Origin of the sequence: Streptomyces sp. NPDC090021 (assembly GCF_044748225.1) — a bacterium.
Classification (GTDB): Bacteria; Actinomycetota; Actinomycetes; order Streptomycetales; family Streptomycetaceae; genus Streptomyces.
In genome coordinates this window covers 44,971-70,657 of sequence record NZ_JBIVFO010000006.1, presented here as the reverse complement: position 1 = coordinate 70,657, position 25,687 = coordinate 44,971, and the positions used below count along the sequence as shown (strand labels likewise).

Annotated in this window: 21 protein-coding genes; 8 read left to right on the top strand and 13 right to left on the bottom strand. The window is 72.8% G+C overall.

Annotated features, from left to right (window positions below; translation table 11 throughout):
• Positions 1-127: 127 nt before the first annotated feature.
• The 4 genes from ACIPXC_RS06105 to iolC are packed head-to-tail and all read right to left on the bottom strand — an operon-like array spanning position 128 to position 5,465.
• Entirely contained in the window at positions 128-1,627 is a 1,500-nt protein-coding gene (locus ACIPXC_RS06105) for a CoA-acylating methylmalonate-semialdehyde dehydrogenase (RefSeq protein WP_401613982.1), read from the bottom strand.
• Between the two features lie 13 nt (positions 1,628-1,640).
• Positions 1,641-3,524 carry a 3D-(3,5/4)-trihydroxycyclohexane-1,2-dione acylhydrolase (decyclizing) gene (iolD, locus tag ACIPXC_RS06100; RefSeq protein WP_401613980.1) on the bottom strand — a complete coding sequence of 628 codons (1,884 nt, stop codon included), beginning with the start codon at positions 3,522-3,524 and terminating at the stop codon, positions 1,641-1,643.
• Positions 3,521-4,492, bottom strand: a complete 972-nt coding sequence (gene iolB / locus ACIPXC_RS06095) for a 5-deoxy-glucuronate isomerase (protein ID WP_401613978.1) — start codon at positions 4,490-4,492, stop codon at positions 3,521-3,523. Before iolB ends, iolD begins: the two co-directional genes overlap by 4 nt.
• Positions 4,485-5,465, bottom strand: a complete 981-nt coding sequence (gene iolC / locus ACIPXC_RS06090) for a 5-dehydro-2-deoxygluconokinase (RefSeq protein ID WP_401613976.1) — start codon at positions 5,463-5,465, stop codon at positions 4,485-4,487. The genes iolB and iolC overlap by 8 nt, the downstream gene beginning before the upstream one ends.
• Before the next feature lie 26 nt (positions 5,466-5,491).
• Between iolC and ACIPXC_RS06085 the strand changes: the two genes are divergently transcribed.
• Both ACIPXC_RS06085 and ACIPXC_RS06080 read left to right on the top strand, forming a co-directional pair.
• The gene (locus tag ACIPXC_RS06085) at positions 5,492-6,406 is read left to right on the top strand and encodes a sugar phosphate isomerase/epimerase family protein (protein ID WP_401613974.1); all 915 of its coding nucleotides are present in this window, start codon (positions 5,492-5,494) and stop codon (positions 6,404-6,406) included.
• A gap of 20 nt (positions 6,407-6,426) precedes the next feature.
• Positions 6,427-7,440, top strand: coding sequence for a Gfo/Idh/MocA family protein (locus tag ACIPXC_RS06080; protein ID WP_401613972.1), 1,014 nt, complete (start codon positions 6,427-6,429; stop codon positions 7,438-7,440).
• Positions 7,441-7,627: 187 nt separating this feature from the next.
• Here ACIPXC_RS06080 and ACIPXC_RS06075 read toward each other — a convergent pair whose 3' ends face one another.
• From ACIPXC_RS06075 to ACIPXC_RS06055, 5 genes are read right to left on the bottom strand one after another with little or no spacing between them, the layout of a single operon-like run.
• Positions 7,628-7,942 (bottom strand): hypothetical protein, encoded by a 315-nt coding sequence (locus tag ACIPXC_RS06075; RefSeq protein WP_401613970.1) that lies wholly within the window; start codon positions 7,940-7,942, stop codon positions 7,628-7,630.
• Positions 7,943-7,950: 8 nt separating this feature from the next.
• Positions 7,951-8,811: a hypothetical protein gene (locus ACIPXC_RS06070; RefSeq protein WP_401613968.1), complete on the bottom strand. Its 861-nt coding sequence runs from the start codon at positions 8,809-8,811 to the stop codon at positions 7,951-7,953.
• A complete protein-coding gene (locus ACIPXC_RS06065) occupies positions 8,811-10,406 on the bottom strand; it encodes a PrsW family intramembrane metalloprotease (protein ID WP_401613966.1) in 1,596 nt (531 codons plus the stop codon). Before ACIPXC_RS06065 ends, ACIPXC_RS06070 begins: the two co-directional genes overlap by 1 nt.
• Positions 10,407-10,410: 4 nt before the next feature.
• Complete coding sequence (locus ACIPXC_RS06060) at positions 10,411-10,776, bottom strand: hypothetical protein (RefSeq protein ID WP_401613964.1); 366 nt, start codon at positions 10,774-10,776, stop codon at positions 10,411-10,413.
• Positions 10,777-10,785: 9 nt separating this feature from the next.
• A complete protein-coding gene (locus tag ACIPXC_RS06055; RefSeq protein ID WP_401613962.1) occupies positions 10,786-11,370 on the bottom strand; it encodes a DUF3558 family protein in 585 nt (194 codons plus the stop codon).
• 422 nt (positions 11,371-11,792) lie between these two features.
• Here ACIPXC_RS06055 and ACIPXC_RS06050 point away from each other — a divergent pair, with 422 nt between their 5' ends.
• The 3 genes from ACIPXC_RS06050 (at position 11,793) to ACIPXC_RS06040 (ending at position 14,740) form a co-directional block, all read left to right on the top strand.
• Positions 11,793-11,993, top strand: a complete 201-nt coding sequence (locus ACIPXC_RS06050) for an AlpA family transcriptional regulator (RefSeq protein ID WP_030958339.1) — start codon at positions 11,793-11,795, stop codon at positions 11,991-11,993.
• 141 nt (positions 11,994-12,134) lie between these two features.
• The gene (locus ACIPXC_RS06045; protein WP_401613960.1) at positions 12,135-12,368 is read left to right on the top strand and encodes a heavy-metal-associated domain-containing protein; all 234 of its coding nucleotides are present in this window, start codon (positions 12,135-12,137) and stop codon (positions 12,366-12,368) included.
• Positions 12,369-12,481: 113 nt separating this feature from the next.
• Positions 12,482-14,740, top strand: coding sequence for a heavy metal translocating P-type ATPase (locus tag ACIPXC_RS06040; RefSeq protein ID WP_401613958.1), 2,259 nt, complete (start codon positions 12,482-12,484; stop codon positions 14,738-14,740).
• Positions 14,741-15,121: 381 nt separating this feature from the next.
• Here ACIPXC_RS06040 and ACIPXC_RS06035 read toward each other — a convergent pair whose 3' ends face one another.
• Positions 15,122-16,411 carry a citrate synthase gene (locus ACIPXC_RS06035; RefSeq protein ID WP_401613956.1) on the bottom strand — a complete coding sequence of 430 codons (1,290 nt, stop codon included), beginning with the start codon at positions 16,409-16,411 and terminating at the stop codon, positions 15,122-15,124.
• A 182-nt stretch (positions 16,412-16,593) separates the two neighbouring features.
• Positions 16,594-18,849, bottom strand: coding sequence for an ATP-dependent RecD-like DNA helicase (locus tag ACIPXC_RS06030; protein ID WP_401613954.1), 2,256 nt, complete (start codon positions 18,847-18,849; stop codon positions 16,594-16,596).
• Between the two features lie 265 nt (positions 18,850-19,114).
• On the opposite strand from ACIPXC_RS06030, the gene ACIPXC_RS06025 reads away from it, so the two are divergent.
• The gene (locus ACIPXC_RS06025) at positions 19,115-19,648 is read left to right on the top strand and encodes a DUF937 domain-containing protein (protein ID WP_401613952.1); all 534 of its coding nucleotides are present in this window, start codon (positions 19,115-19,117) and stop codon (positions 19,646-19,648) included.
• A gap of 367 nt (positions 19,649-20,015) precedes the next feature.
• On the opposite strand, the gene ACIPXC_RS06020 is transcribed toward ACIPXC_RS06025, so the two are convergent.
• A complete protein-coding gene (locus tag ACIPXC_RS06020) occupies positions 20,016-20,942 on the bottom strand; it encodes an EamA family transporter (RefSeq protein ID WP_401613950.1) in 927 nt (308 codons plus the stop codon).
• Positions 20,943-21,030: 88 nt separating this feature from the next.
• On the opposite strand from ACIPXC_RS06020, the gene ACIPXC_RS06015 reads away from it, so the two are divergent.
• Together ACIPXC_RS06015 and ACIPXC_RS06010 are read left to right on the top strand one after the other, a co-directional pair.
• Positions 21,031-21,930: a LysR family transcriptional regulator gene (locus tag ACIPXC_RS06015; RefSeq protein ID WP_401613948.1), complete on the top strand. Its 900-nt coding sequence runs from the start codon at positions 21,031-21,033 to the stop codon at positions 21,928-21,930.
• A 393-nt stretch (positions 21,931-22,323) separates the two neighbouring features.
• Positions 22,324-24,150, top strand: coding sequence for a glycoside hydrolase family 3 protein (locus tag ACIPXC_RS06010; protein WP_401613946.1), 1,827 nt, complete (start codon positions 22,324-22,326; stop codon positions 24,148-24,150).
• A gap of 91 nt (positions 24,151-24,241) precedes the next feature.
• Here ACIPXC_RS06010 and ACIPXC_RS06005 read toward each other — a convergent pair whose 3' ends face one another.
• Positions 24,242-25,675 (bottom strand): aminopeptidase, encoded by a 1,434-nt coding sequence (locus tag ACIPXC_RS06005; protein WP_401613944.1) that lies wholly within the window; start codon positions 25,673-25,675, stop codon positions 24,242-24,244.
• Positions 25,676-25,687 lie beyond the last annotated feature (12 nt).

Here is a 25,687-nt window from a genome sequence, read left to right as displayed (position 1 = left end):
CAGCGCGGTACAGCGCGGTACAGCGCGGTACAGCGCGGTACAGCGCGGTACAGCGCGGTACAGCGCGGTACAGCGCGGTACAGCGCGGTACAGCGCGGTACAGCGGGCGGGCCCGGGCCCGCACCGGTCAGTGGTTGCGGGGGAAGCCCAGGTCCACGCCGACGGGGGCGTCCGACGGGTCCGGCCAGCGGGTCGTGACGACCTTGCCGCGGGTGTAGAAGTGGATGCCGTCGTTGCCGTAGATGTGGTGGTCGCCGAAGAGGGAGTCCTTCCAGCCGCCGAAGGAGTGGTAGCCCACCGGCACCGGGATCGGGACGTTGACGCCGACCATGCCCGCCTGGATCTCCAGCTGGAAGCGGCGGGCGGCACCGCCGTCCCGGGTGAAGATCGCGGTGCCGTTGCCGAACGGCGAGGCGTTGATGAGGGCCACGCCCTCCTCGTAGGTCTCGGTGCGCAGGACGCACAGCACCGGGCCGAAGATCTCGTCGCGGTAGGCGTCGGAGTCGGTGCGGACGTTGTCGAGCAGCGACAGGCCGATCCAGTGGCCGTTCTCGTTGCCCTCGACGGTGTAGCCGGTGCCGTCCAGGACCACGTCGGCGCCCTGGGCGGCCGCGCCCTTGACGTACGAGGCGACCTTGTCGCGGTGGGCTGCCGTGATCAGCGGGCCCATCTCGGAGGTCGGGTCGTTGCCGGGGCCGATCTTGATCTTCTCGGCGCGCTCGCGGATCTTGTCGACCAGCGCGTCGCCGATGGAGCCGACGGCGACCACGGCGGAGATCGCCATGCAACGCTCGCCGGCCGAGCCGTAGGCGGCGGAGACCGCGGCGTCGGCGGCCGCGTCCAGGTCGGCGTCGGGCAGGACCAGCATGTGGTTCTTGGCGCCGCCGAGCGCCTGCACCCGCTTGCCGTTCGCGGAGGCGGTGGTGTGGATGTGCCGGGCGATCGGGGTGGAACCGACGAAGGAGACGGCCGCGATGTCGGGGTGGGCGAGCAGCGCGTCGACGGCCACCTTGTCGCCGTGGACCACGTTCAGCACGCCCGCCGGCAGGCCCGCCTCGGCCATCAGCTCGGCCAGCTTGTTGGACGCCGACGGGTCCTTCTCGCTCGGCTTGAGGACGAAGGTGTTGCCGCAGGCGATGGCCAGCGGGAACATCCACATCGGGACCATCGCCGGGAAGTTGAAGGGCGTGATGCCCGCGACGACGCCCAGCGGCTGGCGGATCGCGGACACGTCGACCCGGTTGGACACCGACGTCGACAGCTCGCCCTTGAGCTGCGTGGTGATCCCGCAGGCCAGCTCGACGATCTCCAGGCCGCGCGCGACCTCGCCCAGCGCGTCGGAGTGGACCTTGCCGTGCTCGGCGGTGATCAGCTCGGCGACCGCGTCGCGGTTGGCGTCGAGCAGCGCCCGGTAGGCGAAGAGCACCTTGGTGCGGGCGGCCAGCGAGGACTGGCCCCAGGACAGGAAGGCCTCCTTGGCTACCTGTACCGCGGCGTCGACCTCCTCGGCCGACGCCAGCGCGACCTGCGTGGTGACCTCGCCGGTGGCCGGGTCGGTGACCGGGCCGTAGTTGCCCGACGCGCCCTCGACGGTCTTGCCACCGATCCAGTGGTTGACGGTCTTCATGCCTTTTGCTCCTTCACAGATGGCGACGTCGCTGCGCGGCTTGCCGGTCGTACTCTTCACGGGCTCCGGCCGCAGCCTTGCGGGTCGCGGTCTCGGCCACAGGAACATCCCACCACGCCTGTGCCGGGGGTGGGCCCGACACAGTGTCGGGCGTTCGGGTCCGTACGTAGACACATGTGGGACGCGTCGCCGAGCGCGCCTCGGCGAGGGCTTCCCGCAGGTCACGTACGGTGCGGGCGCGGATCACGGCCATTCCCAGGGAGGCCGCGTTGGCCGCGAGGTCCACCGGAAGGGGGTCCCCGGTGTACGAGCCGTCGGGTGCCCGGAAGCGGTAGGCGGTGCCGAAGCCCTCCGCCCCGACCGCGCCCGAGAGGCCGCCGATGGAGGCGTAGCCGTGGTTGTCGAGGACGACCAGCCTGATCGGGACGCCCTCCTGGACGGCGGTGACGATCTCCGTCGGGTTCATCAGGTAGGTCCCGTCGCCGACCAGCGCCCACACGGGCCGGCCGGGTGCGGCGAGCGCGACTCCGATGGCGGCGGGGATCTCGTAGCCCATGCAGGAGTAGCCGTACTCCATGTGGTACTGGTCGGCGGACCGTGCGCGCCACAGTTTGTGCAGGTCCCCGGGGAGCGAGCCGGCCGCGTTGACCAGGATGTCGGTGCCGTCGACGAGGGCGTCGAGGAGCCCGAGGACCTGCGCCTGGGTGGGCGGGAGCTCCTCGTCGGCCGCGGTCACGGCGTAGGCGGCGTCGACGCGGGCCTCCCAGCGGGCGGTCTCCCGCCGGTACGCCGTCTCGTACGCGGTGTCCACGCGGTGGCCGGCCAGCGCCTCGCGGAGCGCGTCGAGGGCCTCGCGGGCGTCGGCGACCAGGGGGCGGGCGGCGAGCTTGTGGGCGTCGTACGGATCCAGGTTGAGCCCGACGAACCGGACGGCCGGGTTCTGGAAGAGGGTCGCCGAGGCCGTGGTGAAGTCGCTGAGCCTGGTCCCCGCGGCGAGGACCAGGTCGGCCTCCCGGGCAAGGCCCGCGGCGGTGGCCGTCCCGGTGTGGCCGATCCCGCCGACGTCGGCGGGATGCCCGTACGGCAGCACGCCCTTGCCCGCCTGCGTGACGGCCACCGGGATCCCGGTGGCCCCGGCGAGGGCGGCGAGGGAGTCCTGGGCCGCGCTGTGCCGGATCCCGCCGCCGGCGACGATCAGGGGGCGCGCGGAGCCCCGTACGGCCTCCGCGGCGGCGGCAAGCTCGGCGCGGTCGGGCCGCGGGCGGCGCACCCCCCAGACCCGCTCGGCGAAGAACTCCTCCGGCCAGTCGTACGCCTCCGCCTGCACGTCCTGCGGCAGTGCGAGGGTGACGGCGCCGGTCTGCACCGGGTCGGTGAGGACGCGTACGGCCTGGAGGGCGGCCGGGATCAGGGCCTCGGGCCGGGTGATCCGGTCGAAGTGGCGGGAGACGGGCCGCAGCGCGTCGTTGACGGAGACATCCCCGGCGTACGGGACCTCCAGCTGCTGCAGGACGGGGTCGGCGGGCCGGGTGGCGAAGGTGTCCCCGGGCAGCAGGAGCACCGGGATCCGGTTGATCGTGGCGAGGGCGGCGCCGGTGACGAGGTTGGTGGCGCCGGGCCCGATCGAGGTGGTGACGGCGTGGGTGGAGAGCCTGCCGTTCTGGCGGGCGTAGCCGACGGCGGCGTGCACCATGGCCTGCTCGTTGCGGCCCTGGAGGAAGGGCATGCCGTCCGGACCGGAGCCGCCGGTCTCCAGCAGGGCCTGCCCGATGCCGGCCACGTTCCCATGCCCGAAGATCCCCCAGGTGGCGGCGACCAGCCGGTGGCGGCGGCCGTCGCGCTCGGTGTACTGGGCGGCGAGGAAGCGTACGAGCGCCTGCGCGACGGTGAGCCTCATCGGTGGTCCTCCGCTCCTGCCCGCCGGGGATCGACGTCCTGCCCCTCCCAGCTGCCGCGGATCCAGCCGTGGTCGGGATGGTCGCGGATCAGCCACTGCCTCGGCCCGCCGCCCGGTCCGGCCATCACGTTCAGGTAGTACATGTCGTGCCCGGGGGCGGCCATGGACGGCCCGTGCCAGCCGTCCGGGATCAGGACGGCGTCGCCCGTCCGCACCTCGGCCAGGATGTCGGTCTTCCCGGCCGGGGAGGGCGTGACGCGCTGGTAGCCGTAGCCGGGGGTGTCCCCGTGGGGGGCGATCTCGTAGTAGTAGATCTCCTCCAGGCGGGACTCCTCGCCCGGGTGGTGCTCGTCGTGCTTGTGCGGCGGGTAGGAGGACCAGTTGCCGCCGGGGGTGAGGACCTCGACGGCGATCAGCCGGTCGCAGTCGAATCCGGCCGGGCCCGCGGCGGCGAAGTTGTTGACCTGTCGCGAGCACTGGCCCGCGCCCCGCAGCTCGACGGCCACGCGCTCGGCCGGGCCGTACCGTGCGGGCAGCCTTGTCGTGCACCGGGCTCCGGCGAGCGCGAACCGGCCGCCTGCGGCGGAGCGGACCTCGGTGTGCGCGTCGCGCGGCACGTACGCGAAGTCGGTCGGCCCGCCGAAGACCCCGCTCCGCCCCCGCAGTTCGAAGACGTGCGGCTCCGCTGCGGGGACGCCGCCCCCGAACCCCCGCGCCTCGAACGCCGGCGGGGCTGATTTTGCCTGCGGTCCGCTCTCGGCGAGACCGGCTTCAACGCCGTCCGGCGGCACATCACGCCCCGCCGGCGTTCGAGGCGCGGGTCCGGACAGAGCCCGGCAGCGGACCTCGCACCCGCCCGACAGCGGGAGCACGATCCATTCGCACTCCCCCGACGCGAACGCATGTGTCTCCCCCGGCTCAAGGGCCAGCACCCGCAGCCGGGTCCACTCCATCCCCCACTCAGACACCACCGGCACTCCCCAGCACCTCCTCCACCTCGTGAGAGAACGGCATCGCGCTGGAGCACGCCAGCCGCGAGGCCACGATCGCCCCCGCCGCGTTCGCGTACCGCACGACACGCCCCAACTCCCACCCCGCCAGCAGCCCGTGGCACAGCGCCCCGCCGAACGCGTCCCCCGCACCCAGCCCGTTGACCACAGCCACCTCGACCGGTGCCGCCTCGGCCACCGTCCCGTCGCGGTGGACCGCCAGTACGCCCTCCGGCCCCCGCTTGACCACGGCCAGTTCCACCCCGGCGGCGAGCAGTGCCCGGGCCGCCGCGTACGGCTCGGACTCGCCCGTGGCGATCTCGCACTCCTCCGGATTGCCGACGGCCACCGTCGCGTGCGCGAGCGCCCGCTCGTAGTACGGCTCCGGTTTCTCCCGCCACAGCATCGGCCGCCAGTCGAGGTCGAACACCGTCGTCCCCGACCGGTCGCGGGCCTGAAGCGCCGCCAGCGTCGCCGCCCGCGAGGGCTCCTCGCTCAGGCCCGTGCCCGTCATCCAGAACACGCGGGCCGCCCGTACCGCCTCCAGGTCCACCTCGTCCTGCGCGATCTCCAGGTCCGGGGCCTTCGGCAGCCGGTAGAAGTACAGCGGGAAACGGTCGGGCGGGAACATCTCGCAGAAGGTGATCGGGGTGGGGAGCCCGGCGACCTCGGTCACCCAGCGCTCGTCCACCCCGAACCTGCGCAGCTCGGTGCGCAGATACCCGCCGAAGGGGTCCGCCCCGGTCCGGCTGACCAGCGCCACCCGCCGTCCCAGGCGGGCCGCGGCGACGGCCACGTTGGCCGCGGAGCCGCCCAGGAACCTGCCGAAGGTCTCCGCCTCGGCCAGTGGTACGCCGGTCGTCAACGGGTAGAGATCCACCCCGATCCGGCCCATCGTGATCAGGTCGAACGGATACGGATCGCCGGTGCCGGTCACAGTCAGTCCTCCCACTCGTCCTCCACCCTAAGGTGGCCGTTATGACGTCCTCCCCGCCCGCGTTGACCCGTATCCGCATCGGTTCGGCCCCGGACTCCTGGGGTGTCTGGTTTCCCGACGACCCGCAGCAGACCCCCTGGCGGCGTTTCCTCGACGAGGTGGCCGACGCCGGGTACGAGTGGATCGAGCTCGGCCCGTACGGCTACCTGCCCACGGATCCCGTCCGGCTCGCCGAGGAGACGGCGGCGCGCGGCCTGCGGGTCTCGGCCGGAACGGTCTTCACCGGACTCCATCACGGGCCCGCCGTGTGGGAGGAGACCTGGGAGCACGTGTCGCGGATCGCGGCGCTGACGCAGGCCGTGGGCGCCGCCCATCTCGTCGTCATCCCCTCCTTCTGGCGGGACGACAGGACCGGGAAGGTGCTGGAGGACCGCACCCTCACCCCGGACCAGTGGCGCGCGCTGGCCTCGCAGACCGAGCGCCTCGGCCGTGAGGTGCAGGACCGGTACGGGCTGCGGATCGTGGTCCATCCGCACGCCGACACCCACATCGACACCCCGGAGAACGTGGCCCGCTTCCTGGACGCCACCGATCCGGGCCTGGTGTCCCTCTGCCTGGACACCGGCCACTACGCGTACTGCGGCGGCGACAGCGTGCGGGCCGTCGAGACGTTCGCCGAGCGGATCGGCTACCTCCACCTCAAGCAGGTGGACCCGCGGATCCTCGCCGAAGTCGTCGCCGAGGAACTGCCCTTCGGGCCGGCCGTGGGCCGGGGGGTGATGTGCGAACCGCCGTCGGGGGTGCCCGCGCTGGAGCCCGTACTGGCCGCGGCGCAGCGCCTGGGGGTGGACCTCTTCGCCATCGTGGAGCAGGACATGTACCCCTGCCCGCCCGACCGGCCGCTGCCGATCGCCCGCCGTACCCGTGACTACCTGCGCTCCTGCGGCGCCCGCTGACCCTGAGGAGGGAACACGAGATGACCAGCACGCTCGGCATCGCCGTCATCGGCACCGGGAAGATGGGCGCGGACCATGTGCGCCGGTTCGGGCGGACCGTGGGCGGCGCACGGGTGGTGGCCGTGGCCGACCCGGACGGGGACCGGGTCAAGGAGGTCGCGGGGGCCCTCGACGGTGCGAGCGCGCACACCGACCCCGCGGCGGCGATAGCCGCGCCCGGGGTGCGGGCCGTGCTGATCGCGTCCCCCGGGCCGGCCCACGAGGAAGCGATCCTGCAGGCCCTGGAGCGGGGGCTGCCGGTGCTGTGCGAGAAGCCGCTGACGCCGGAGCCGGCGGGCGCGCTGCGTGTCATGGAGGCCGAGCAGAGGCTGGGGCGGCGCCTGGTGCAGGTGGGGTTCATGCGGCGGCACGACGCCGAGTACGAGCGGCTGAAGGAGCTGCTGGACGCGGGCGGGATCGGCCGTCCGCTCTTCCTGCACTGCCGGCACCGCAACGCCTCCTCACCGTCCTTCTTCACCAGCGACATGCTGATCAGCGACTCCGTGGTGCACGAGGTGGACGCGGCCCGCTGGCTGCTGGGGCAGGAGATCACCGCGGTCACGGTGCTCTCGCCGCGGCCGACGTCGGCCGCGCCCGAGGGGCTGAGCGATCCCCGGATGGTGCTGCTGGAGACCTCCGGCGGGGCCGTCGTGGACGTGGAGATCTTCGTGAACTGCGGTTTCGGCTACCAGGTGCAGTGCGAGGCGGTCGGTGAGGCCGGCAGTGCCCGGATCGGCGACGGCCACACGATGGTGGTGCAGGCGGCGGGCCGCTGGGGCGGCGCGATCGACCAGGACTTCACGGTGCGCTTCGCCGACGCATACGACCGGCAGCTGCGCCGCTGGGTGGCCGCGGCCGCGCGCGGCGGGGTGGCGGGGCCCGACGCCTGGGACGGCTACGCGGCGGCCGCCGTCTCGGAGGCGGGCCTCGCGGCCGCGCGCAGCGGCGTACGGACCGTGGTGGAGCTCGCGGACCGGCCGGCCCTGTACCGCTGATCCCCGCGTAGGCCCGATCCCCCGGGCAGGGGGCGGGCGGGTGCAGAGAGCGAGCCGGGGCGGCGGGTGATCGGCGGGAGGAGTCGGCGGGTTTCCGTACGGGCCGGCCACAGCCTCCTCCACGGGCCGGCGACGCGCACCGTCCGCGGTCGCTGCACCCACCGTCGGCTCGGGGCCCGCTGTCCGATCAGTCCTGCTCGGGCAGCGGCGGCGGCTCCTCGGCGTCGCCGAAGAAATACGCGTGGGCCTGTTCGAGGTAGGCGTACAGCTCGTCCTCGCCGGGGAATTCGATGACGCCCTCCGTGAGGTCCTCCCACTCGGTCGGTGACATCCCGCGGGTGCGGATCACCTCGGCAAGACCGTCCCGCTGGCGCTCGTAGTCCTGCACGAAGGGACCCCGGACGGCAAAGCTGTGGCGGATGCTCGCCCTGAGTCGCTCCGGTTCGTTCAGGCAGTGGGGGCCGAAGGCACGGCTGATGAACCTTCTCGTCCGCTCTTCCACGGCATCTCCTAGGGGTGTCGTCCGGGGTGAGGTGAGGGGTACATGGTGGTCAGCGTGAAGCCGTCCGGGGTGTGCTCGTAGAACGCTGTGATGTAGCCGTCGCGGAAGTCCACGGGAAGCAGGTTCACCGATTCGTCGGCGTCGAGGGGGTTGGCCGGGTCGACGTAGTAGCCCTCGAACCTCCCCGAATGGTCACCCGGTCCGAAGATCTCCTCAATGCTGGCCTCAGGGTCGCCGATCCCGGTGTTCAGGGCCCGCTCGCGCAGGAACTCCTCGGCGCGCACGAAGTCCGCCGCGTGGTGGAACTTGGTCGCGTAGTCGCCGCAGGAGTGCTTCTTTGTCCCCCCGTTCAGCCTGACCTCTCGTACGCACGTCCCCTTGTCGCACGCGGGGTCGACGTGCAGCTTGGTGCTGACGTGGCCGCTGTTCCTCAGCTTCGGGTTGGACCGGTCGCCGTCGTGGAACTTCGGCCTGCCCTTGCGTGCTTTCAGGGCGGCCGTGTCGGGGAACAGATGACGCTGCGGGCCGTGTCCCTGAAGAGCGAGGACCCCGATCACCCAATCGGTGTCCAGCCCGGCCGTGCCGGTGGCCGCACCCGCGCGGTACAGCCTGACCCCGTAGGCCACGGCCGTGGCCAGTGCCGCCGCGATGGCGACAGCGGCGGCGCTCTGCGGCGCCGTCGACGCACAGTCGTGCGAGGGGGGTGCGGGCGGGAGGGCCGGCGTGGCCGGGGCGGGGCCGGGAGCGCCCTCGTACGTGATGCTGCCGCACGAGGCGGCGGCGGGCGGAGCGGCCAGCAGCGACAACGGCACCGCGCCCAGGAGGGCCAGCAGGCACCCGGCAGCCGTCCGTGCGGTTCGCCTGTCCATCACGCGTCCTTTCCGGCCGCCTGCGAGGGCTGCGTCGCGGTCTGCGCCGCGGGCGTTACGGGCTCCGTTGCGGGGTCCGGCGAGAGCGGGTGCGGAACACAGGGCGCGGACAGCGGCGCGCAGACGTGGTCGTCCACCGGGCCGCCCTTCAACCGCATGATCCGTGCCCGCAGCATGTCCTCGTCGGGGGCGGCGGGGTCGCTCTCGCCGCGCAGGCGGTGCCAGCGTTCGGTCGCGAGGTCGAGCTGCGCCTCGTGCAGCCGGACCAGCCGCCGGTACGCGGCGAACCGCTGCGGAAGAGCGCCGTGAGCGCGCAGGAGGTCCGCCTTGAGCCGGAAACGCCGGGCCGGAGACAGCAGCATCGTGGCCTCCTCCGCGGTGACCGCCTGCCGGAGGGGCGGCGGCAGGCCGTCCAGCGCCGTCGCCAGGCCGCCCGCCTGGCTGCGCAGCCCCCGGCGCAGGAGCAGCACGTACAGCACGACCAGGGGGCCCTGGAGTAGGAGAATCTCCGACGGGAGGACGAGGAGGATCCCGGCCGCCTCGCCCGTGGGAAGCCATCGGGGCGGGTCCGCCGCGACGTAGCCGATCACGCTGTTGTTGCAGGAGTGCGCGGCGGCCGCGGTGAGCAGTCCGGTGCCGATCGCCGCCAGTCGCTGCGCCCGGCGGGGCAGTTGGCGGGCGATCCCGAATCCGGCGCCGGTGACGGCGGTGAACGCGGTGTGGGCCCCCATGAGCCCGAGGGTCTGCCTGCCCCAGAAGTGGACGTTCGCGGCCCCGCCGCCCCATTCGGCCATGTAGGCGATGCTCTCGGTGAAGTTGAACCCGAGCCCGGCGGCCGCGCCGATCACCACGCCGGAGACGACGCCGTCGAAGTGGCGCCGGTAGAGCAGGAAGAGCACGGCGACCCCGACCGCCTTGCTGTACTCCTCGAAGAACCCGGCGACCACGGGCGCGCCGATCGTCTTCAGGTACGTCGCGTCCAGCGGGTTGTCCGGCAGGGGGAAGTGCAACGTGGCGAACCCGGACCACCAGTCGTTCATCGTGCCGCCGAAACCGACCGCGACGGACGCACCCCAGCCGAAGGCCGCCAGCAACAGGGGCAGCGGTAGCCGCCGGAAGCGTTGGGCGCAGTGCACCAGCGTCAGCGCGTACACGGTCGTCGGCACGCACAGCAGGGACGCCGCCGCCCACGCTCCCGGCCACGCGATCAGGGGCACGACGGGCAGGGACTGCACCACGAACGGCAGCAGCAGCAACACGCCGAATGCCCGTAGGTAGCGCCGGGAGAGGATCGGTCCTGCCTCGTCGCGGGCGTACCGCAGGTGCACGGCGGCGAGGGCCGCCAGAACGCCCAGCAGCGACCAGCAGGGCAGGTAGACCCAGTACGGGAGCGACTCCACGGCGTCGACCCAGACCTTCAGCCCTGCGTACTCCGGCTCCGGCGGCACCTCGATCTGCCGGGGCAGGAGCAGCTTGAGACCCCTCGCCGCCGCGACCATCGCGTGCAGGGACAGGACGAGCAGGAGCGCCGCGCGCCATCGCCCCGGACCCGGACCCGGACCCGGGAGGATGCCAAGGGGTCGTCCCTCGGTCATGCGGTCACCCTCCAGGCGGTCGGGGGAAACGGGGCAGTTCCGGCAGCCGGGGCGGTTCCGGCGCGGGCCATGCGGTGGGGAAGGGCAGCGCGGGCGGCTCGTCCCAGGGATCGGCGGGCCGGGGCGCAGGGCCCGGACGCTGCGGGGCCGGGGACGGTATGCCCGGAAGACGCTGGAGGTCCTCCAGGGTGGTGTGCCGGTCGACTCCGAAGCTCACGAATGTCCCGAGCGCGACCAGGAAGCCGCCCGCGAGGAGGCAGAACGCCAGGAAGAGCCGCAGATGGGGCTGTGACTCGAAACCGGGCGCTTCCCGCACCGTCGCGCGGGTTTCGGCGGTGTGCGACCCGGCGGCCGCGTCATGCCCGTGCATCGCGGCGGCTCAGTGGGGCATGTTGCGCAGGGCCTCCTGGGCCGCGCGGACGCCCAGCGCGCAGGCGCCGGCCCGGTTCCTCGACTGGACCTGGAGGGTGAGGTAGTGGGTGTCGGAGACGCCCACCGTGACAGTGCAGGTGTAGGAGCTGATGGGCAGCATGCCCGCCGGATACCCCATGATCAGGTCGACGTGCTCGTGCATCAGGGCGAAGCGGACGGCGCTGTCCTTGTCCTTCTCCGGCGTCCGGTGGACACGGAGGTCCAGCCCCTCGCTCTCCCGGTTGTGCCAGAAACAGCTGGTCGACGTCTGGGCGATGCCTCCGCGCGGCGCCCAGGCCCGCTTCGACTCGGGCGGGACCAGTCCGAGTTCCTCCTCGGCCCGCGGCGAGATCAGGTCGCACGGTTTGGCCTTCTCCACGGGCAGCGGCACGACGTCGAACTGGGCGATGGACGTCCGCTTCTTCAACGGGACGTTCCGGTCGGGCCCCGCCGCACCGCCTCCGCCTTCGCTCGCGCAAGCCGACAGGACCACCGCCGAGACGATGGCCAGCCCGGCCGCCGACGCCACCCGCATCCGATCACTCCCCGTCACGACAACACTTCCTGGAAACTACCGAACGCGTTCCCAGACCGGGCCCGTCCGGAGGAAACGCCACTCCGGAGAGTGAACGACAGCGGCGGGGCGTCGGACAGGTCGCTCTCCGCCGCGTGCGCGGTGGCGGGCCGACGCGAGCCGGGACGGGCCGCCTGCGCCCCTTGCGGCCCGTCCCGCACCCCCTTCCGGCCCCTGCGGCCGCTGCGGCCCCTTGTCGCCGTCGGGGCACAAGGTTCTCTCTTCTGTCACGCATGTCCGCGTTACGCGGGTTTTCCGTCACAGGGAGTCGACAGCACCTCCCAGGCCCTCGTCCCGCGTCGTTCCCCGGGCACAACCCGAGTGATCGTCAGCGTCCACGTGCCGGCTCCCCCGGACGGCCTCCCGGCCGACCCCGCGCCGTGGACCAGGAGGTGTCCCAGATGAGCGACCGACAGCTGTGGTCGTACAAGGAGATCGCTGCGCACATCCGGGTCCAGCCGGACACCGTGCGTTCCTACCGCAAGCACGGGCTTCTCCCGCCGCCCGACCACGTGGAGGGCGGCAAGCCCTACTGGTACGCCGCCACGGTCCGCGCCTGGGTGGCCCGGCGGCCCGGCAACCGGGGGCGTCGTGACGACTGACCCCCGCCACGGCGGAAAAAGACCGGATGCCGATGCTCGCTTTATACCCCCCAGGGGTATAGTCTCGATTCATCGGGAGGACGGTGGAGTCATCGGCCACCCCTCCCGGTGACCGCACACGCCCCTGAAGAGGAGAACGACATGACCGCCGAGACGGACACCCAGACCACCACCGTCTACCGGGTGACCGGCATGACCTGCGGCCACTGCGAGGGCGCCGTGACCAGCGAGATCGCCGCCCTGCCGGGCGTCACCTCGGTCAAGGCCGTCGCCGCGTCCGGCGAGGTCACCGTGGTCTCCGCCGCCCCGCTCTCCGACGAGGACGTCCGCGCCGCCGTCGACGAGGCGGGCTACGAGCTGGCCGGACGGGTCTGAGCGGCACCCGCCCTCTTCGGCAGCACCCGCGGCACTTCGCAGCACCCCGCCGGGCCGTGCCGGCCAGCTCATACTGGACCCGTACGGCCCGGCCATCCCCCTGGAGCCGGAACATGACCAGCACAGTGCACGACGGACCGATAACGGCGGTCGAACTCTCGATCGGCGGGATGACCTGCGCCTCCTGCGCGGCCCGCATCGAGAAGAAGCTCAACCGGATGGACGGCGTCGAGGCCACGGTGAACTACGCCACCGAGAAGGCCCACGTCTCCTACGGCGACGGCGTCCAGGTCGCGGACCTGATCGCGACCGTCGTGAAGACCGGCTACACCGCCGAGGAACCCGCGCCGCCCGCCCCGCCCGCCCCGGCACCCGGCGAGGAGCAGCCTGCCGCCGCTCCCGACCCCGTACTCTCCGCGCTGCGGCAGCGGCTGCTGGTGTCCGCCGCGCTCGCCCTGCCCGTCGTCCTGCTCGCGATGATCCCCGCCCTGCAGTTCGACAACTGGCAGTGGCTCTCGCTGACCCTGGCCGCGCCCGTCGTGGTCTGGGGCGGCTTCCCCTTCCACAAGGCCGCCTGGACCAACGCCCGGCACGGCGCCGCGACCATGGACACCCTGGTCTCGGTCGGTACGCTCGCCGCCTTCGCCTGGTCACTGTGGGCCCTGTTCTTCGGCCACGCGGGTATGCCCGGCATGCGCCACGGCTTCGACCTCAGCATTTCCCGCACCGACGGCTCCTCCGCCATCTACCTGGAGGTCGCCGCCGGAGTCGTCACCTTCATCCTCCTCGGCCGCTATCTGGAGGCCCGCTCCAAGCGGAAGGCGGGCGCGGCCCTGAAGGCCCTGCTGGAGCTCGGTGCCAAGGACGTCGTCGTCCTGCGCGCGGGCAGGGAGGTGCGCATCCCGGTGGCCGCGCTCACCGTCGGCGACCGCTTCGTCGTCCGCCCCGGCGAGAAGATCGCGACCGACGGCACGGTCGTCGAGGGCAGCTCCGCCGTCGACGCCTCCATGCTGACCGGCGAATCCGTCCCGGTCGAGGTGTCCGTGGGCGACGGGGTCACCGGCGCCACCGTCAACACCTCCGGGCGCCTGCTCGTCGAGGCCACCCGGGTCGGGGCCGACACCCAGCTCGCCCGGATGGCCAAGCTGGTGGAGGACGCACAGAACGGCAAGGCCGAGGTGCAGCGCCTCGCCGACCGGATCTCCGGGGTCTTCGTCCCCGTCGTGCTGGTCCTCGCGCTCGCCACCTGGACCGGCTGGCTGCTCGCCACCGACGACGCGACGGCCGCCTTCACCGCCGCCGTGGCCGTCCTGATCATCGCCTGCCCGTGCGCCCTGGGCCTGGCCACCCCGACCGCGCTGATGGTCGGCACCGGGCGGGGCGCGCAGCTCGGCATCCTGATCAAGGGCCCCGAGGTGCTGGAGTCCACCCGCCGCGTGGACACCATCGTCCTGGACAAGACCGGCACGGTGACCACGGGCCGGATGACCCTCGCCGGGGTCGTCACCGCCGAGGGCGTGGACGAGGCGGAACTGCTGCGCCTGGCCGGATCCCTGGAGCACGCCTCCGAGCACCCGATCGCCCGGGCCGTCGCCACCGCCGCCGCCGACCGGGCCGGCGCCCTGCCGGTGCCCGAGGGCTTCGAGAACCTCGCCGGTCTCGGCGTCCAGGGCGTGGTGGACGGGCACGCCGTGCTGGTGGGCCGCGAGCAGCTGCTGGCCGACTGGTCGATCACCCTGCCGGACGGGCTCGCGCGGGCCAAGGCCGCCGCCGAGGCCGAGGGGAGCACCGCCGTGCTGGTGGCCTGGGACGGCGCCGCGCGCGGTGTCCTGACCGTGGCCGACGCGGTCAAGGAGACCAGCGCCGAGGCGGTCGCCCGGCTGCGGGAGCTGGGGCTGACCCCGGTGCTGCTGACCGGCGACAACCGGGCCGTCGCCGAGACCGTGGCCCGCGAGGTGGGCATCGACGAGGTCATCGCCGAGGTGCTCCCGCAGGACAAGGTGGACGTCGTACGCCGGCTCCAGGCGCAGGGCCGTACGGTCGCCATGGTCGGTGACGGGGTCAACGACGCGGCCGCGCTGGCCCAGGCCGACCTGGGGCTCGCCATGGGCACCGGCACCGACGCGGCCATCGAGGCCGGCGACCTGACCCTCGTACGGGGCGACCTGCGGGTGGCGGCGGACGCGATCCGGCTCTCCCGCCGGACCCTGGCCACCATCAAGGGCAACCTGTTCTGGGCCTTCGGCTACAACGTCGCGGCGCTCCCGCTGGCGGCGGCCGGTCTGCTCAACCCGATGATCGCGGGGGCGGCGATGGCCTTCTCCTCGGTCTTCGTAGTGACCAACAGCCTGCGGTTGAGGTCCTTCCGCTAGCGGATTACCTTCGCATCGTTCCCACACTTCCTTCACGGGAGACACAGATCACAGTGACCTCAACGTAACCATCCGGGGTCGTGACAGGTCTAATGGGGCGATGCCAGGAACGTCTTGGGGGACGTTCCACGGAAACCTTGGGGGTTTTCCGTGGCATCCGCCGGCCGGGACACGTGCCCGCGGGAGGCTTTGAGCGGCCCTCCCGACCCGAACGGGTCCCGGCTCAAGGACGCCCCGATCCGGGTCCCGTGGGGGGAATCCGTTTCGGGGGGAAAAGGGAAGCGCCCCGACCGTCGACCCGTGGGGGGATCGACGGCGGGGCGCTTCTCGTATGTCCGGGGCGGCGCCGCGCAGAGGTACGCGGCGCCGGGCGGCCTCGGGTCAGCGGGCCTCGACGGGAACGAAGTCGCGCAGGACCTCGCCCGTGTAGATCTGGCGCGGGCGGCCGATGCGGGAACCCGGCTCCTTGATCATTTCCTGCCACTGGGCGATCCAGCCGGGGAGCCGGCCGAGCGCGAAGAGCACGGTGAACATCTCGGTCGGGAAGCCCATGGCCCGGTAGATCAGACCGGTGTAGAAGTCCACGTTCGGGTAGAGGTTGCGCGAGACGAAGTAGTCGTCGGCGAGCGCGTGCTCCTCCAGCTTGAGCGCGATGTCGAGCAGCTCGTCGCTCTTGCCGAGCGCCGAGAGGACGTCGTGCGCCGCCGCCTTGATGATCTTCGCCCGGGGGTCGAAGCTCTTGTAGACGCGGTGCCCGAAGCCCATCAGGCGGACGCCGTCCTCCTTGTTCTTCACCTTGCGGATGAAGGAGTCGACGTCGCCGCCGTCGTTCTTGATGCCTTCCAGCATCTCCAGGACGGACTGGTTGGCGCCGCCGTGCAGCGGACCCCACAGGGCCGAGATGCCGGCGGAGATCGAGGCGAACATGTTCGCCTGCGAGGAGCCGACCAGGCGCACGGTGGAGGTGGAGCAGTTCTGCTCATGGTCCGCGTGCAGGATCAGCAGCTTGTCGAGCGCGGAGACCACGACCGGGTCCAGGTCGTACTCCTGGGCCGGCACCGAGAAGGTCATGCGCAGGAAGTTCTCGACGTAGCTGAGGTCGTTGCGCGGGTAGACCACCGGGTGGCCGACCGACTTCTTGTACGCGTAGGCCGCGATCGTCGGGAGCTTGGCGAGCAGGCGGATCGTGGAGAGGTTGCGCTGCTTCTCGTCGAACGGGTTGTGGCTGTCCTGGTAGAACGTGGACAGCGCGCTGACCACGGACGACAGCATGGCCATCGGGTGGGCGTCGCGCGGGAAGCCGTCGTAGAAGCGCTTCACGTCCTCGTGGAGCAGCGTGTGCTGGGTGATCTCGTTGCGGAACGACGCGAGCTCGTCGACGGTCGGCAGCTCACCGTTGATCAGCAGGTAGGCCACCTCGATGAAGGACGAACGCTCGGCCAGCTGCTCGATCGGGTAGCCGCGGTAACGCAGGATGCCCTGCTCACCGTCGAGGTAGGTGATCGCGGACTTGTAGGCGGCGGTGTTGCCGTAGCCACTGTCCAACGTGACGAGCCCGGTCTGGGCCCGCAGCTTCGAGATGTCGAAGCCCTGGTCACCGACGGTGCTTTCGACCACCGGGTAGGTGTATTCACCGTCCGCGTACCGGAGTACTACAGAGTTGTCGCTCACGTCATCCCTCACCGACGTAGTGCCTCTTCTTCGAGGTGCCCTGACTGCCTCTACCTTCCCCCATTTGGCGCAGAAGAGTGCACTCGGGGTCGGCCTTTGGTCTTTCTGACGGCACTGAGTGCCGCCAACCTGCTCATCCTGCCCCCTCCGCACCGGTGCGGGAACCCCAAATGATCGATCATTTAGGTGATGTTTCCCACCGGTATCCGTCCGGAGAGCCTCGGCGCGACCGCCGTGTACCTCCTGCCTGCGGAAACGGTACGCACCGCCTGCCCGAGGGCCTTCCGGGACCCGACGAGGACGACCAGCTTCTTCGCCCTGGTCACGGCCGTGTAGAGCAGATTCCGCTGGAGCATCATCCAAGCGCCGGTGGTGACCGGGATCACCACAGCGGGATATTCACTCCCCTGGGAGCGGTGGATGGTGACGGCGTAGGCGTGGGCCAGCTCGTCGAGCTCACCGAATTCGTACACGATCTCCTCGTCCTCTTCCGTCCGCACCGTCAGGCGCTGTTCGTCCGCGTCCAGACCGATGACCACGCCGACCGTGCCGTTGAAGACGCCGTTGGCCCCCTTCTCGTAGTTGTTGCGGATCTGGGTGACCTTGTCGCCCACCCGGAAGACCCGGCCGCCGAAGCGCTTCTCCGGCAGGTCCGGCCGGGCGGGCGTCATCGCCTGCTGGAGCAGCCCGTTGAGGTTCCCGGCGCCCGCCGGGCCGCGGTGCATGGGGGCGAGCACCTGGACGTCCCGCCGCGGGTCGAGGCCGAACCGGGCCGGGATCCTGCGGGCCGCCACGTCCACGGCCAGCACACCCGCCGCCTCGGTGTCCTCCTCGGGGAAGAGGAAGAAGTCCGGCAGTCCGTCGGTGATCGGCGGCAGCCCGGTGTTGATCCGGTGCGCGTTGGTGACCACGCCGGACTGCTGGGCCTGCCGGAAGATCCGGGTCAGGCGCACCGCGGGCACCGGCCCGCCCTCCGCCAGCAGGTCCCGCAGCACCTCCCCGGCACCGACCGAGGGCAGCTGGTCCACATCCCCCACCAGCAGCAGGTGGGCACCCGGCGCCACCGCCTTGACCAGCTTGTTGGCCAGCAGCAGGTCCAGCATCGAGGCCTCGTCGACCACGACCAGGTCGGCGTCCAGCGGCCGGTCCCGGTCGTACGCGGCGTCCCCGCCCGGCTTGAGCTCCAGCAGCCGGTGCACGGTGGAGGCCTCGGCCCCGGTGAGCTCCGAGAGCCGCTTCGCCGCCCGGCCGGTGGGCGCGGCCAGCACCACCTTGGCCTTCTTGGCGCGGGCCAGCTCGACGATGGAGCGCACGGTGAAGGACTTGCCGCAGCCGGGCCCGCCGGTGAGGACGGCGACCTTGCGGGTCAGCGCCAGCCTGACCGCGTCCCGCTGCTCGGGGGCGAGCGCGGCTCCCGTACGCCCGGCGAGCCAGCCGAGGGCCTTGTCCCAGTCCACGTCCTGGAAGGACGGCATCCGGTCCTCCTCGGCGCGCAGGAGCCGGCGCACCTGCCCGACCAGGGACAGCTCGGCCCGATGGAAGGGCACCAGGTACACGGCGGTCAACGGGTCGGGCCCGCCCTGCGGGTCCGGCACGGACTCCCGTACGACGCCCTCCGGGTCGGCGGCCAGCTCGGCCAGGCACTCGATCACCAGACCGGTGTCCACCTGGAGCAGTTTGACCCCGTCGGCGATGAGCTTCTCCTCGGGCAGGAAGCAGTGGCCCTGGTCGGTGGACTGGGACAGGGCGTACTGCAGTCCGGCCTTGACCCGCTCGGGGCTGTCGTGCGGGATCCCGACGGCCTGGGCGATGCGGTCGGCGGTCAGGAAGCCGATGCCCCACACGTCGGCCGCGAGCCGGTAGGGCTGGTTGTTGACGACGGAGATGGAGGCGTCGCCGTACTTCTTGTAGATGCGCACCGCGATGGAGGTGGAGACGCCGACACCCTGGAGGAAGACCATGACCTCCTTGATGGCCTTCTGCTCCTCCCAGGCGGCCCCGATCAGCTTCGTCCGCTTGGGGCCGAGACCCGGCACCTCGACCAGCCGCTTCGGCTCGGCCTCGATCACGTCGAGGGTGTCGGTGCCGAAGTGCTCCACGATCCGGTCGGCGATCCTCGGCCCGATGCCCTTGATCAGGCCGGAGCCGAGGTACCGGCGGATGCCCTGGATGGTCGCGGGCAGGACGGTGCGGTAGTTCTCCACGGTGAACTGTTTGCCGTACTGCGGGTGGGAGCCCCAACGGCCCTCCATCCGCAGCGATTCGCCGGGCTGCGCCCCCAGCAGCGCGCCCACCACGGTGAGCAGGTCGCCGCTGCCGCGGCCGGTGTCGACGCGGGCGACCGTGTAGCCGCTCTCCTCGTTGGCGTAGGTGATGCGCTCGAGCACGCCCTCGACCACCGCCAGTTGCACCGCCGCCCGTACCCCGTCCGTTGCCATGACCCGAAGCTACCGGGCGGCGCCGACATCCCGTCACTCCTGTGGACAGCGCGAAGGGGGTCCCGCCTCACGGCCGGACCCCCTCACGGTTACCCCTCCCACGTCGGACTTCCCGATCCCCCCGGATCCCTCCCCGGAAGTACCGACGCTCCATACGACCCGCGGTTCCCCCGGAGGGTTGCATCCGGAGTCACAGATTTACATTTCCGTTACCCAACGCCTACCCGAGGTGCTGGCAAATCGGTACACACGTAGCGTTTCAGGCATGAGCGAATCCTCCCTCCAGGACGACGTGCTGGGCGAGCTCGGTGACGACCGGCTGAACGAGATCGCCTCGCTGCTCGGCACGGACACCGCCGGAGCGCGCGACACGGTCACGACCACCGTCGGGGCGATGACCGGCGACCTCGAACAGAGGGCCGGTGCCGACGACGAGGACGGTGCCGAGGTACGCCGGGCCTTCGCCGAGGTGGCCGAGCCCCCGCTGCAGGGCGTGTCCACGCTCGGCGGCCTCGGCGGGCTGCTGAGCGGCGGAATGATGGCCGGGGTACTGGCCAGGCTGAGCAAGCCGGTGGCCGCCGCCGTCTCGAAGAAGACCGGCATCCCCGCGGCCTCCGTCAGCCGGGTCATCGAGATGCTGATCCCGGTACTGCTGGCGGTGTTCGCCCGACGCGCGGCCTCCGGCAGGTCGGCCGGCGGTACGGCGGCCGGCACCCCCGCGGCCCCCGGCGCGGCCCCCGCGGGCGAGGGCGGACTCGGCGACCTCCTGGGGCAGATCCTCGGCGGCGGCAGGCAATAGCCCTCCGCGGCACCCGCACCGCCCAGCGCTGGCCGGGCGGCCGGGGCAGCCCCCGGCCGCCCGGCCCGCGACGACCTGGGCCGGAGCGCCGAGCCGGACGGCGGCCCGGCGGGCCCGGTGACGCGCGTACGGGAGGACGGCGCACCCGGCACCGCCCGCCCGCGGCTGCTCCTGGTCGACCCGAGGGGCGCGGCCGCGGCGTCGGCGCGGGCTGCTGGTCGGCACGGTCGCCGCCTCCGCCCGCTCGGTCGGCTACCGCGAGCCGGTGCAGTGGACCGACGACGTACCGGCGGGCGCCCGCGAGCTCTGCCCGCGGCCGGGTCCACCCTGGTCGCGGAGCGCCCGCACCGCTCGTACAGGGTCCCCCTCACCGGGCAGGACCGGCGCCCGCCTCCGCAGGACGGCGCCCCGCGCCGACGGCGGCGGTACCGGCCAGGGACCGCGCGGGCGCCAGCGACGTCAGCGCCACCCCGCCCACCAGCAGCACCGCCGCCACCCAGCGCAGGCCCGACACCTGCTCCCCCAGCACCAGCGCCGCCGAGGACATCCCGAAGACCGGCACCAGCAGGCTGAAGGGAGCCACCGACGAGGCCGGGTAGCGGCGCAGCAGACAGCCCCACGCCCCGAAGCCGAACACGGTCGAGATCCACGCGACGTACGCGATGACGCCCACCCCGGACCAGTCCAGGGCCCGCAGCGCGGCCAGATCCCGCTCGGGGCCCTCCAGCAGCAGCGACAACCCGAACAGCGGCAGTACGGGCACGGTGCACACCCACACCATGAAGTTCAGCGCGTCGGGCGGGGAGGCCTTGCGCGTCAGCACGTTGGAGACGCCCCAGCAGGCGGCGGCCGCCACGACCAGGGTGAAGCCGAGCACCGGCCCGGAGGTCCCCCCGTCCACCGCGGCGACGGCGATCCCGGCCAGCGCCACCGCCATCCCCGTCACCCGCACCCGGCCCGGGCGCTCGCGGAGCACGACGGCGGCGAGGACGGCGGTGAAGACCGCCTGGATCTGCAGGACGAGCGAGGACAGCCCGGCGGGCATCCCCGCGTCCATACCGGTGAACAGCAGTCCGAACTTGGCGATGCCGAGAGCGGCGCCGACCCCGAGGACCCACTTCCAGGCGACCTTCGGCGGCCCGACGAAGAACACGGCGGGCAGCGCGGCGACGAGGAAGCGCAGGGCGGACAGCAGCAGGGGCGGAAAGTGGTCGAGTCCGATCTCGATGACCACGAAGTTGAAGCCCCAGACGGCGGCGACGAGCACGGCGAGTGCGGTGTGTACGGGACGCATGGACCGAGCATCCGCCCCTCGACCATGTAGCACCAGCGCGGATCTCTTCACTCATGGATGAAGCACTGCTAATGAATAGGATGGGGGCATGCTCGATCTCGCCCGGCTGCGCGCCCTGCACGCCGTATCCGTCCACGGCTCGGTCGCGGGCGCGGCGGCCGCCCTCGGCTACACCCCCTCCGCGGTCTCGCAGCAGATCGCCAAGCTGGAGCGGGAGACCCGTACCACCCTGCTGGAACGGCGCGGGCGCGGCGTCGCCCTCACCGAGGAGGCCCGCCATCTGGCCGATACGGCACAGGAGTTGCTGGCGATCGTCGAACGCGCCGAGACCACCCTGGAGGAGCGACGCGGGCAGCCGAGCGGGCTGCTCACGGTCGCCGCGTTCGCCTCGGCCGCACGCGGCCTGCTGCCCGGGGTACTGGCCGACCTGGCCCACCGCCACCCGGCCCTGGACGTGCGCCTCACCGAGGTCGACCCGCACCTGTCCGTGGACCTGGTGGCCCGGGGCGTCACCGATCTGGCCGTGGCCCACGACTGGGACATCGCCCCGCTGCCCGCACCCGAGGGGGTGGAACAGGCCCTGATCGGGGACGACCTCTGCGACCTGGTGGTACCCGCCGGCCACCCCTTCACCGCCCGCGCGGCCGTCCGGCGCGGCGACCTCGGCGGTGAGCGCTGGGTGTGCCAGCCGCCCGGTCGGGTCTGCCACGACTGGCTGATGCGGACGCTGCGCGCCGCGGGCTTCGAGCCGGACATCGCGCACGTCGCCGAGGAGAACCACACCATCGTCGCCCTCGTCGCGGCCGGACTCGGAGTGGCGGTCGTCCCCCGGCTGGGCACCGGCCCCCTCCCGCCGGGAGCCGTGGCCGTACCGCTGGAACCGGGCCCCGTCCGCCGGCTGTACGCCCTCTGGCGCACCGGAGCCGCCCGCCGCCCGGCCATCACCGAAACGGTCCGCACCCTCCAGACCCACTGGACCGAGCAGTAGGCCGGCCGACGGGCCGGGTGCGGGCCGGCCGAGGCGGGCCGGGTGCGGGCCGGCCGAGGCGGGCCGGGTGCGGGCCGAGGCTGGCCGGGTGCGTACCGGGGGCGGGCCGGCCGACGGGCCGGGTGCGGGCCGGGGTGTCCCCGCGGGGCGCCGGATACGGCCACCCCTCCACACAGCGCGCCGCCCCGCCACGTCCGCCGCCCTGCCGGGACACCCCGGCGCGCGCCCGGCCCCGCCGCCCCCGCACCGATCCGGCCCACCGGCCCACCGGGCCGCCCCGCCGCCCCGCCGCCCCGGCCAGGGCCTCCGCCCCGACCCGCCGCCCCGCCCCCACAGGGCGACACGCAGCGACACGCCCGGCCGCCGCCGGACGGCAGAGGTAGGGTCCGGCGCGTGCCGAACCACGCCTCCCGCCGGAACCTGCTCGCCGCGGCCGTCGCGGTCGCCGCCACGGCCGCGGGTGCGGCCGCCGCCTCGGGTCCCGCACGCATTGCCGCCGGCCACACCACCGACGACGCCCTCAACCCGGACGGGCCCGCCGGCCGCCGCCCCGACCGGGCCCGGCTGCGGCGCGCCGTCGCCCGGATGAGCCTCGCCGAGAAGGTCGGGCAGCTCTTCGTCTCCCGGGCGTACGGGCATTCCGCGACCGACCCCGACCCGGCGGACGCCGAGCAGAACCAGGCGGCGTTCGGTGTGCGCACCGCCGCCGAGCTGGTCTCCCGCTACCACCTCGGCGGGATCGTCTACTTCGCCTGGGCCCACAACACCCGTGCCCCGCAGCAGATCGCGGCGCTCTCGGCCGGCCTGCAGCAGACCGCCCTCACCACCGGCGCCCGGATCCCGCTGCTGCTCTCCACCGACCAGGAGCACGGCGCCGTCGCCCGGATCGGCAGGCCCGCGACCCTGTTCCCGGGAGCCATGGCCCTCGGCGCCTCCGGTTCCGCCGCCGACGCCCGGCGCGCCGCTCGCATCGCGGGCACGGAACTGGCGGCCATGGGCATCCGGCAGGACTACGCGCCGGTGGCCGACGTCAACGTCAACCCGGCCAATCCGGTCATCGGCGTCCGCTCCTTCGGCTCCGACCCGCGCGCCGTCGCGGAGCTGGTCGCCGCCCAGGTGCGCGGCTACCAGGGCGCCGGGGTGGCCGCCACGGCCAAGCACTTCCCCGGCCACGGGGACACCGAGACCGACAGCCACGTGGGCCTTCCGGTCATGCGGCACACCCGCGCCGCCTGGGAGGAGCTCGACGAGCCGCCCTTCCGGGCCGCGGTGGAGGCCGGGGTGGACGCGATCATGACGGCGCACATCGTCTTCCCCGCACTCGACCCCTCGGGCGACCCGGCGACCCTCTCCCGGCCGATCGTCACCGGCATCCTGCGCGAACGCCTCGGCTTCCAGGGGGTGGTGGTCACCGACGCCCTGGACATGGCCGGGGTCCGCCAGAAGTACGGGGACGACCGGGTGCCCGTACTGGCCCTACTGGCGGGCTGCGACCAGTTGCTGAACCCGCCGGACCTGCCCCTGGCCCACCGCAGCGTGCTGGCGGCCGTCGGGTCGGGCGAGCTGACCGAGGAGCGCGTCGAGGAGTCGGTGCTGCGGATCCTGGAACTGAAGTCCCGCCGGGGCCTGTTCGAGGAGGTGTATCCCTCCGCCGCGGCGGTGGGCGCGGTCGTCGGCGCACGCGAACACCTGGACGCCGCCGACCGGATCGCGGCGGCGACCACGACCCTGCTGGCCGATCCCGGCAAGCTGCTGCCGATCGACGCCAAGGCCGCGCCCCGGCTGCTGGTCACCGGGACGGACCCGGTCTCCCCCAGCGGCACGACCGGCCCGCCCACCGTCGTACTGGCCCGGGAGCTGACCGCGCTGGGCTGCCGGGCCACGGCGGTGGCGCCCTCGCGCGCGGTGGCCGCGGCGGCCGGGCACGCGGCGGTGGTGGTGTGCACGTACAACGTCCCGGAGGGGGACGGCCCGCAGCGCACCCTGGTGACGGAGCTGATCGCCACCGGTGTCCCGGTGGTCCTGGTGGCACTCCGCAACCCGTACGACCCGGCCCGGCTGCCGGCCTGCGCGGCGGAGCTGGCGACGTACTCCTGGGGGGACGCGGAGATGCGGGCGGCGGCCCGCGTCCTGACGGGGGCGGCGCGGCCCTCGGGCCGTCTGCCCGTCCCGGTCCCCGGCCGCTACCCGCTGGGCCACGGGCTCTCGTCCGGCTCCTGAGACCGGCCGCCGGTACGGCGGAGGGCGTGCCCGCACCGAACGCGGACACGCCCTCACCCCTGCGGGGGTACGGCCTCACGGCCTCGCCGCCCTACGGGCGCAGCTGCGGCTCGCGCTCCGGGTCACGCCGGTCGAGCTCGGCGTCCGGGGCCGCCAGCGGCGCCGCCCGGCCGGTGTCGGCGAGCGTCGCGGCCGGGGCCACGCCGGCCCACTGGAGGATCTTGGCGGTCGCGAGGGCCTTCTCGCCGTCGAGGAGCTTGGCGACGTTCGCCCCGTGGTTGGCGCCCGGGGCGATCATCACGTAGCTGTCGCGGGCCGTGTACCCGATGCGGAACGGCTCGGCGCCCCACGGGTCGTTCTGGCCGTACACGAAGAGCATCCGGTTCGCGTTGTCGCGCACCCACCTGTCGATGTCCGCCATGGCTCCGGGCTGGAAGGTCATGGGGATGTCGCGGGGCACGAAGTTGCGCGGCGGCTGGTAGCCGTAGCGGCTGAGGTTGCCCAGGTGCGGCTGCTTGATGTCCGGGGAGCCGAGCTGGGTGCCGGCCTGGTAGTAGTACGGCGTGTACGTCTCCAGGCCCTGGTCGGAGTAGGCGGAGAAGCCGGAGACGGCGTCGATCGAGTCCCAGATCTCCTGGTCGGTGGCGGTGGCGGCGGCCGGGATCGAGGCGCAGTCGGCCAGCAGGCTGTACTGCCAGAAGGCCCAGACGTAGTCGAGCACGACGGCCTCGTAGGCCTTGTCGAGGCTGCCGACGGTGCTGAAGGTCCAGCCGTTCTCGGCGGCGGCCGCCGCGTACGTGGCCTTCAGCGGCTCGCGGCGCACCAGCGCCTCGCGCTGCACGGCGTTCAGCCTGTCGCGGCACTCCTTGGTGCCGACCTTGGCGAAGAACCGGTCGTAGGCCGAGTCCTCCTTGTTGACTACGTCGTTGGGCGCGACGTACGCGACGACGCCGTCCATGTCGCGTGGGTAGAAGCGCTCGTAGTACGTCGCCGTCATGCCGCCCTTGCTGCCGCCGGTGGCCAGCCAGTTCTTCTTGTAGATCTTCTTCAGGGCGGTGAAGATGCGGTGCTGGTCACTGGCCGCCTGCCAGATGTCCAGGTTGGCCCAGTTGGCCGGGTCGGGCCGGGAGGGTGTGAAGAATCGATACTCCATGGACACCTGGTTGCCGTCGATGATGGTCGTCGGCTCACTGCGGCGCGGGTTGGTGTTGACGTTGTAGCCGGAGGTGAAGAACACCGACGGCCGCGAGACGTCCTTGTGCAACAGGGTCAGGCGCTGCTTGAAGGTGCCCTTCCACGGCTGCCGGTGGTCGACCGGCTGCTCGTAGTTCAGCACGAAGAATCGGTAGCCGGGGTACGGCTTCTCCTCGATCAGGCTCATCCCGGGAATGCCGAGGATCTGGTCCTTGATGTCCGCGGCCGCCGCCGGCGCCGCGGCGGTGGCCGCTTGTGCCGTGGAGCCGGCCGCACCCATGGTGCCGATGAGCACCACGAGCGACAGCAGCCATCGAAGCGTCTTGCGCATTCGCCCTCCCCT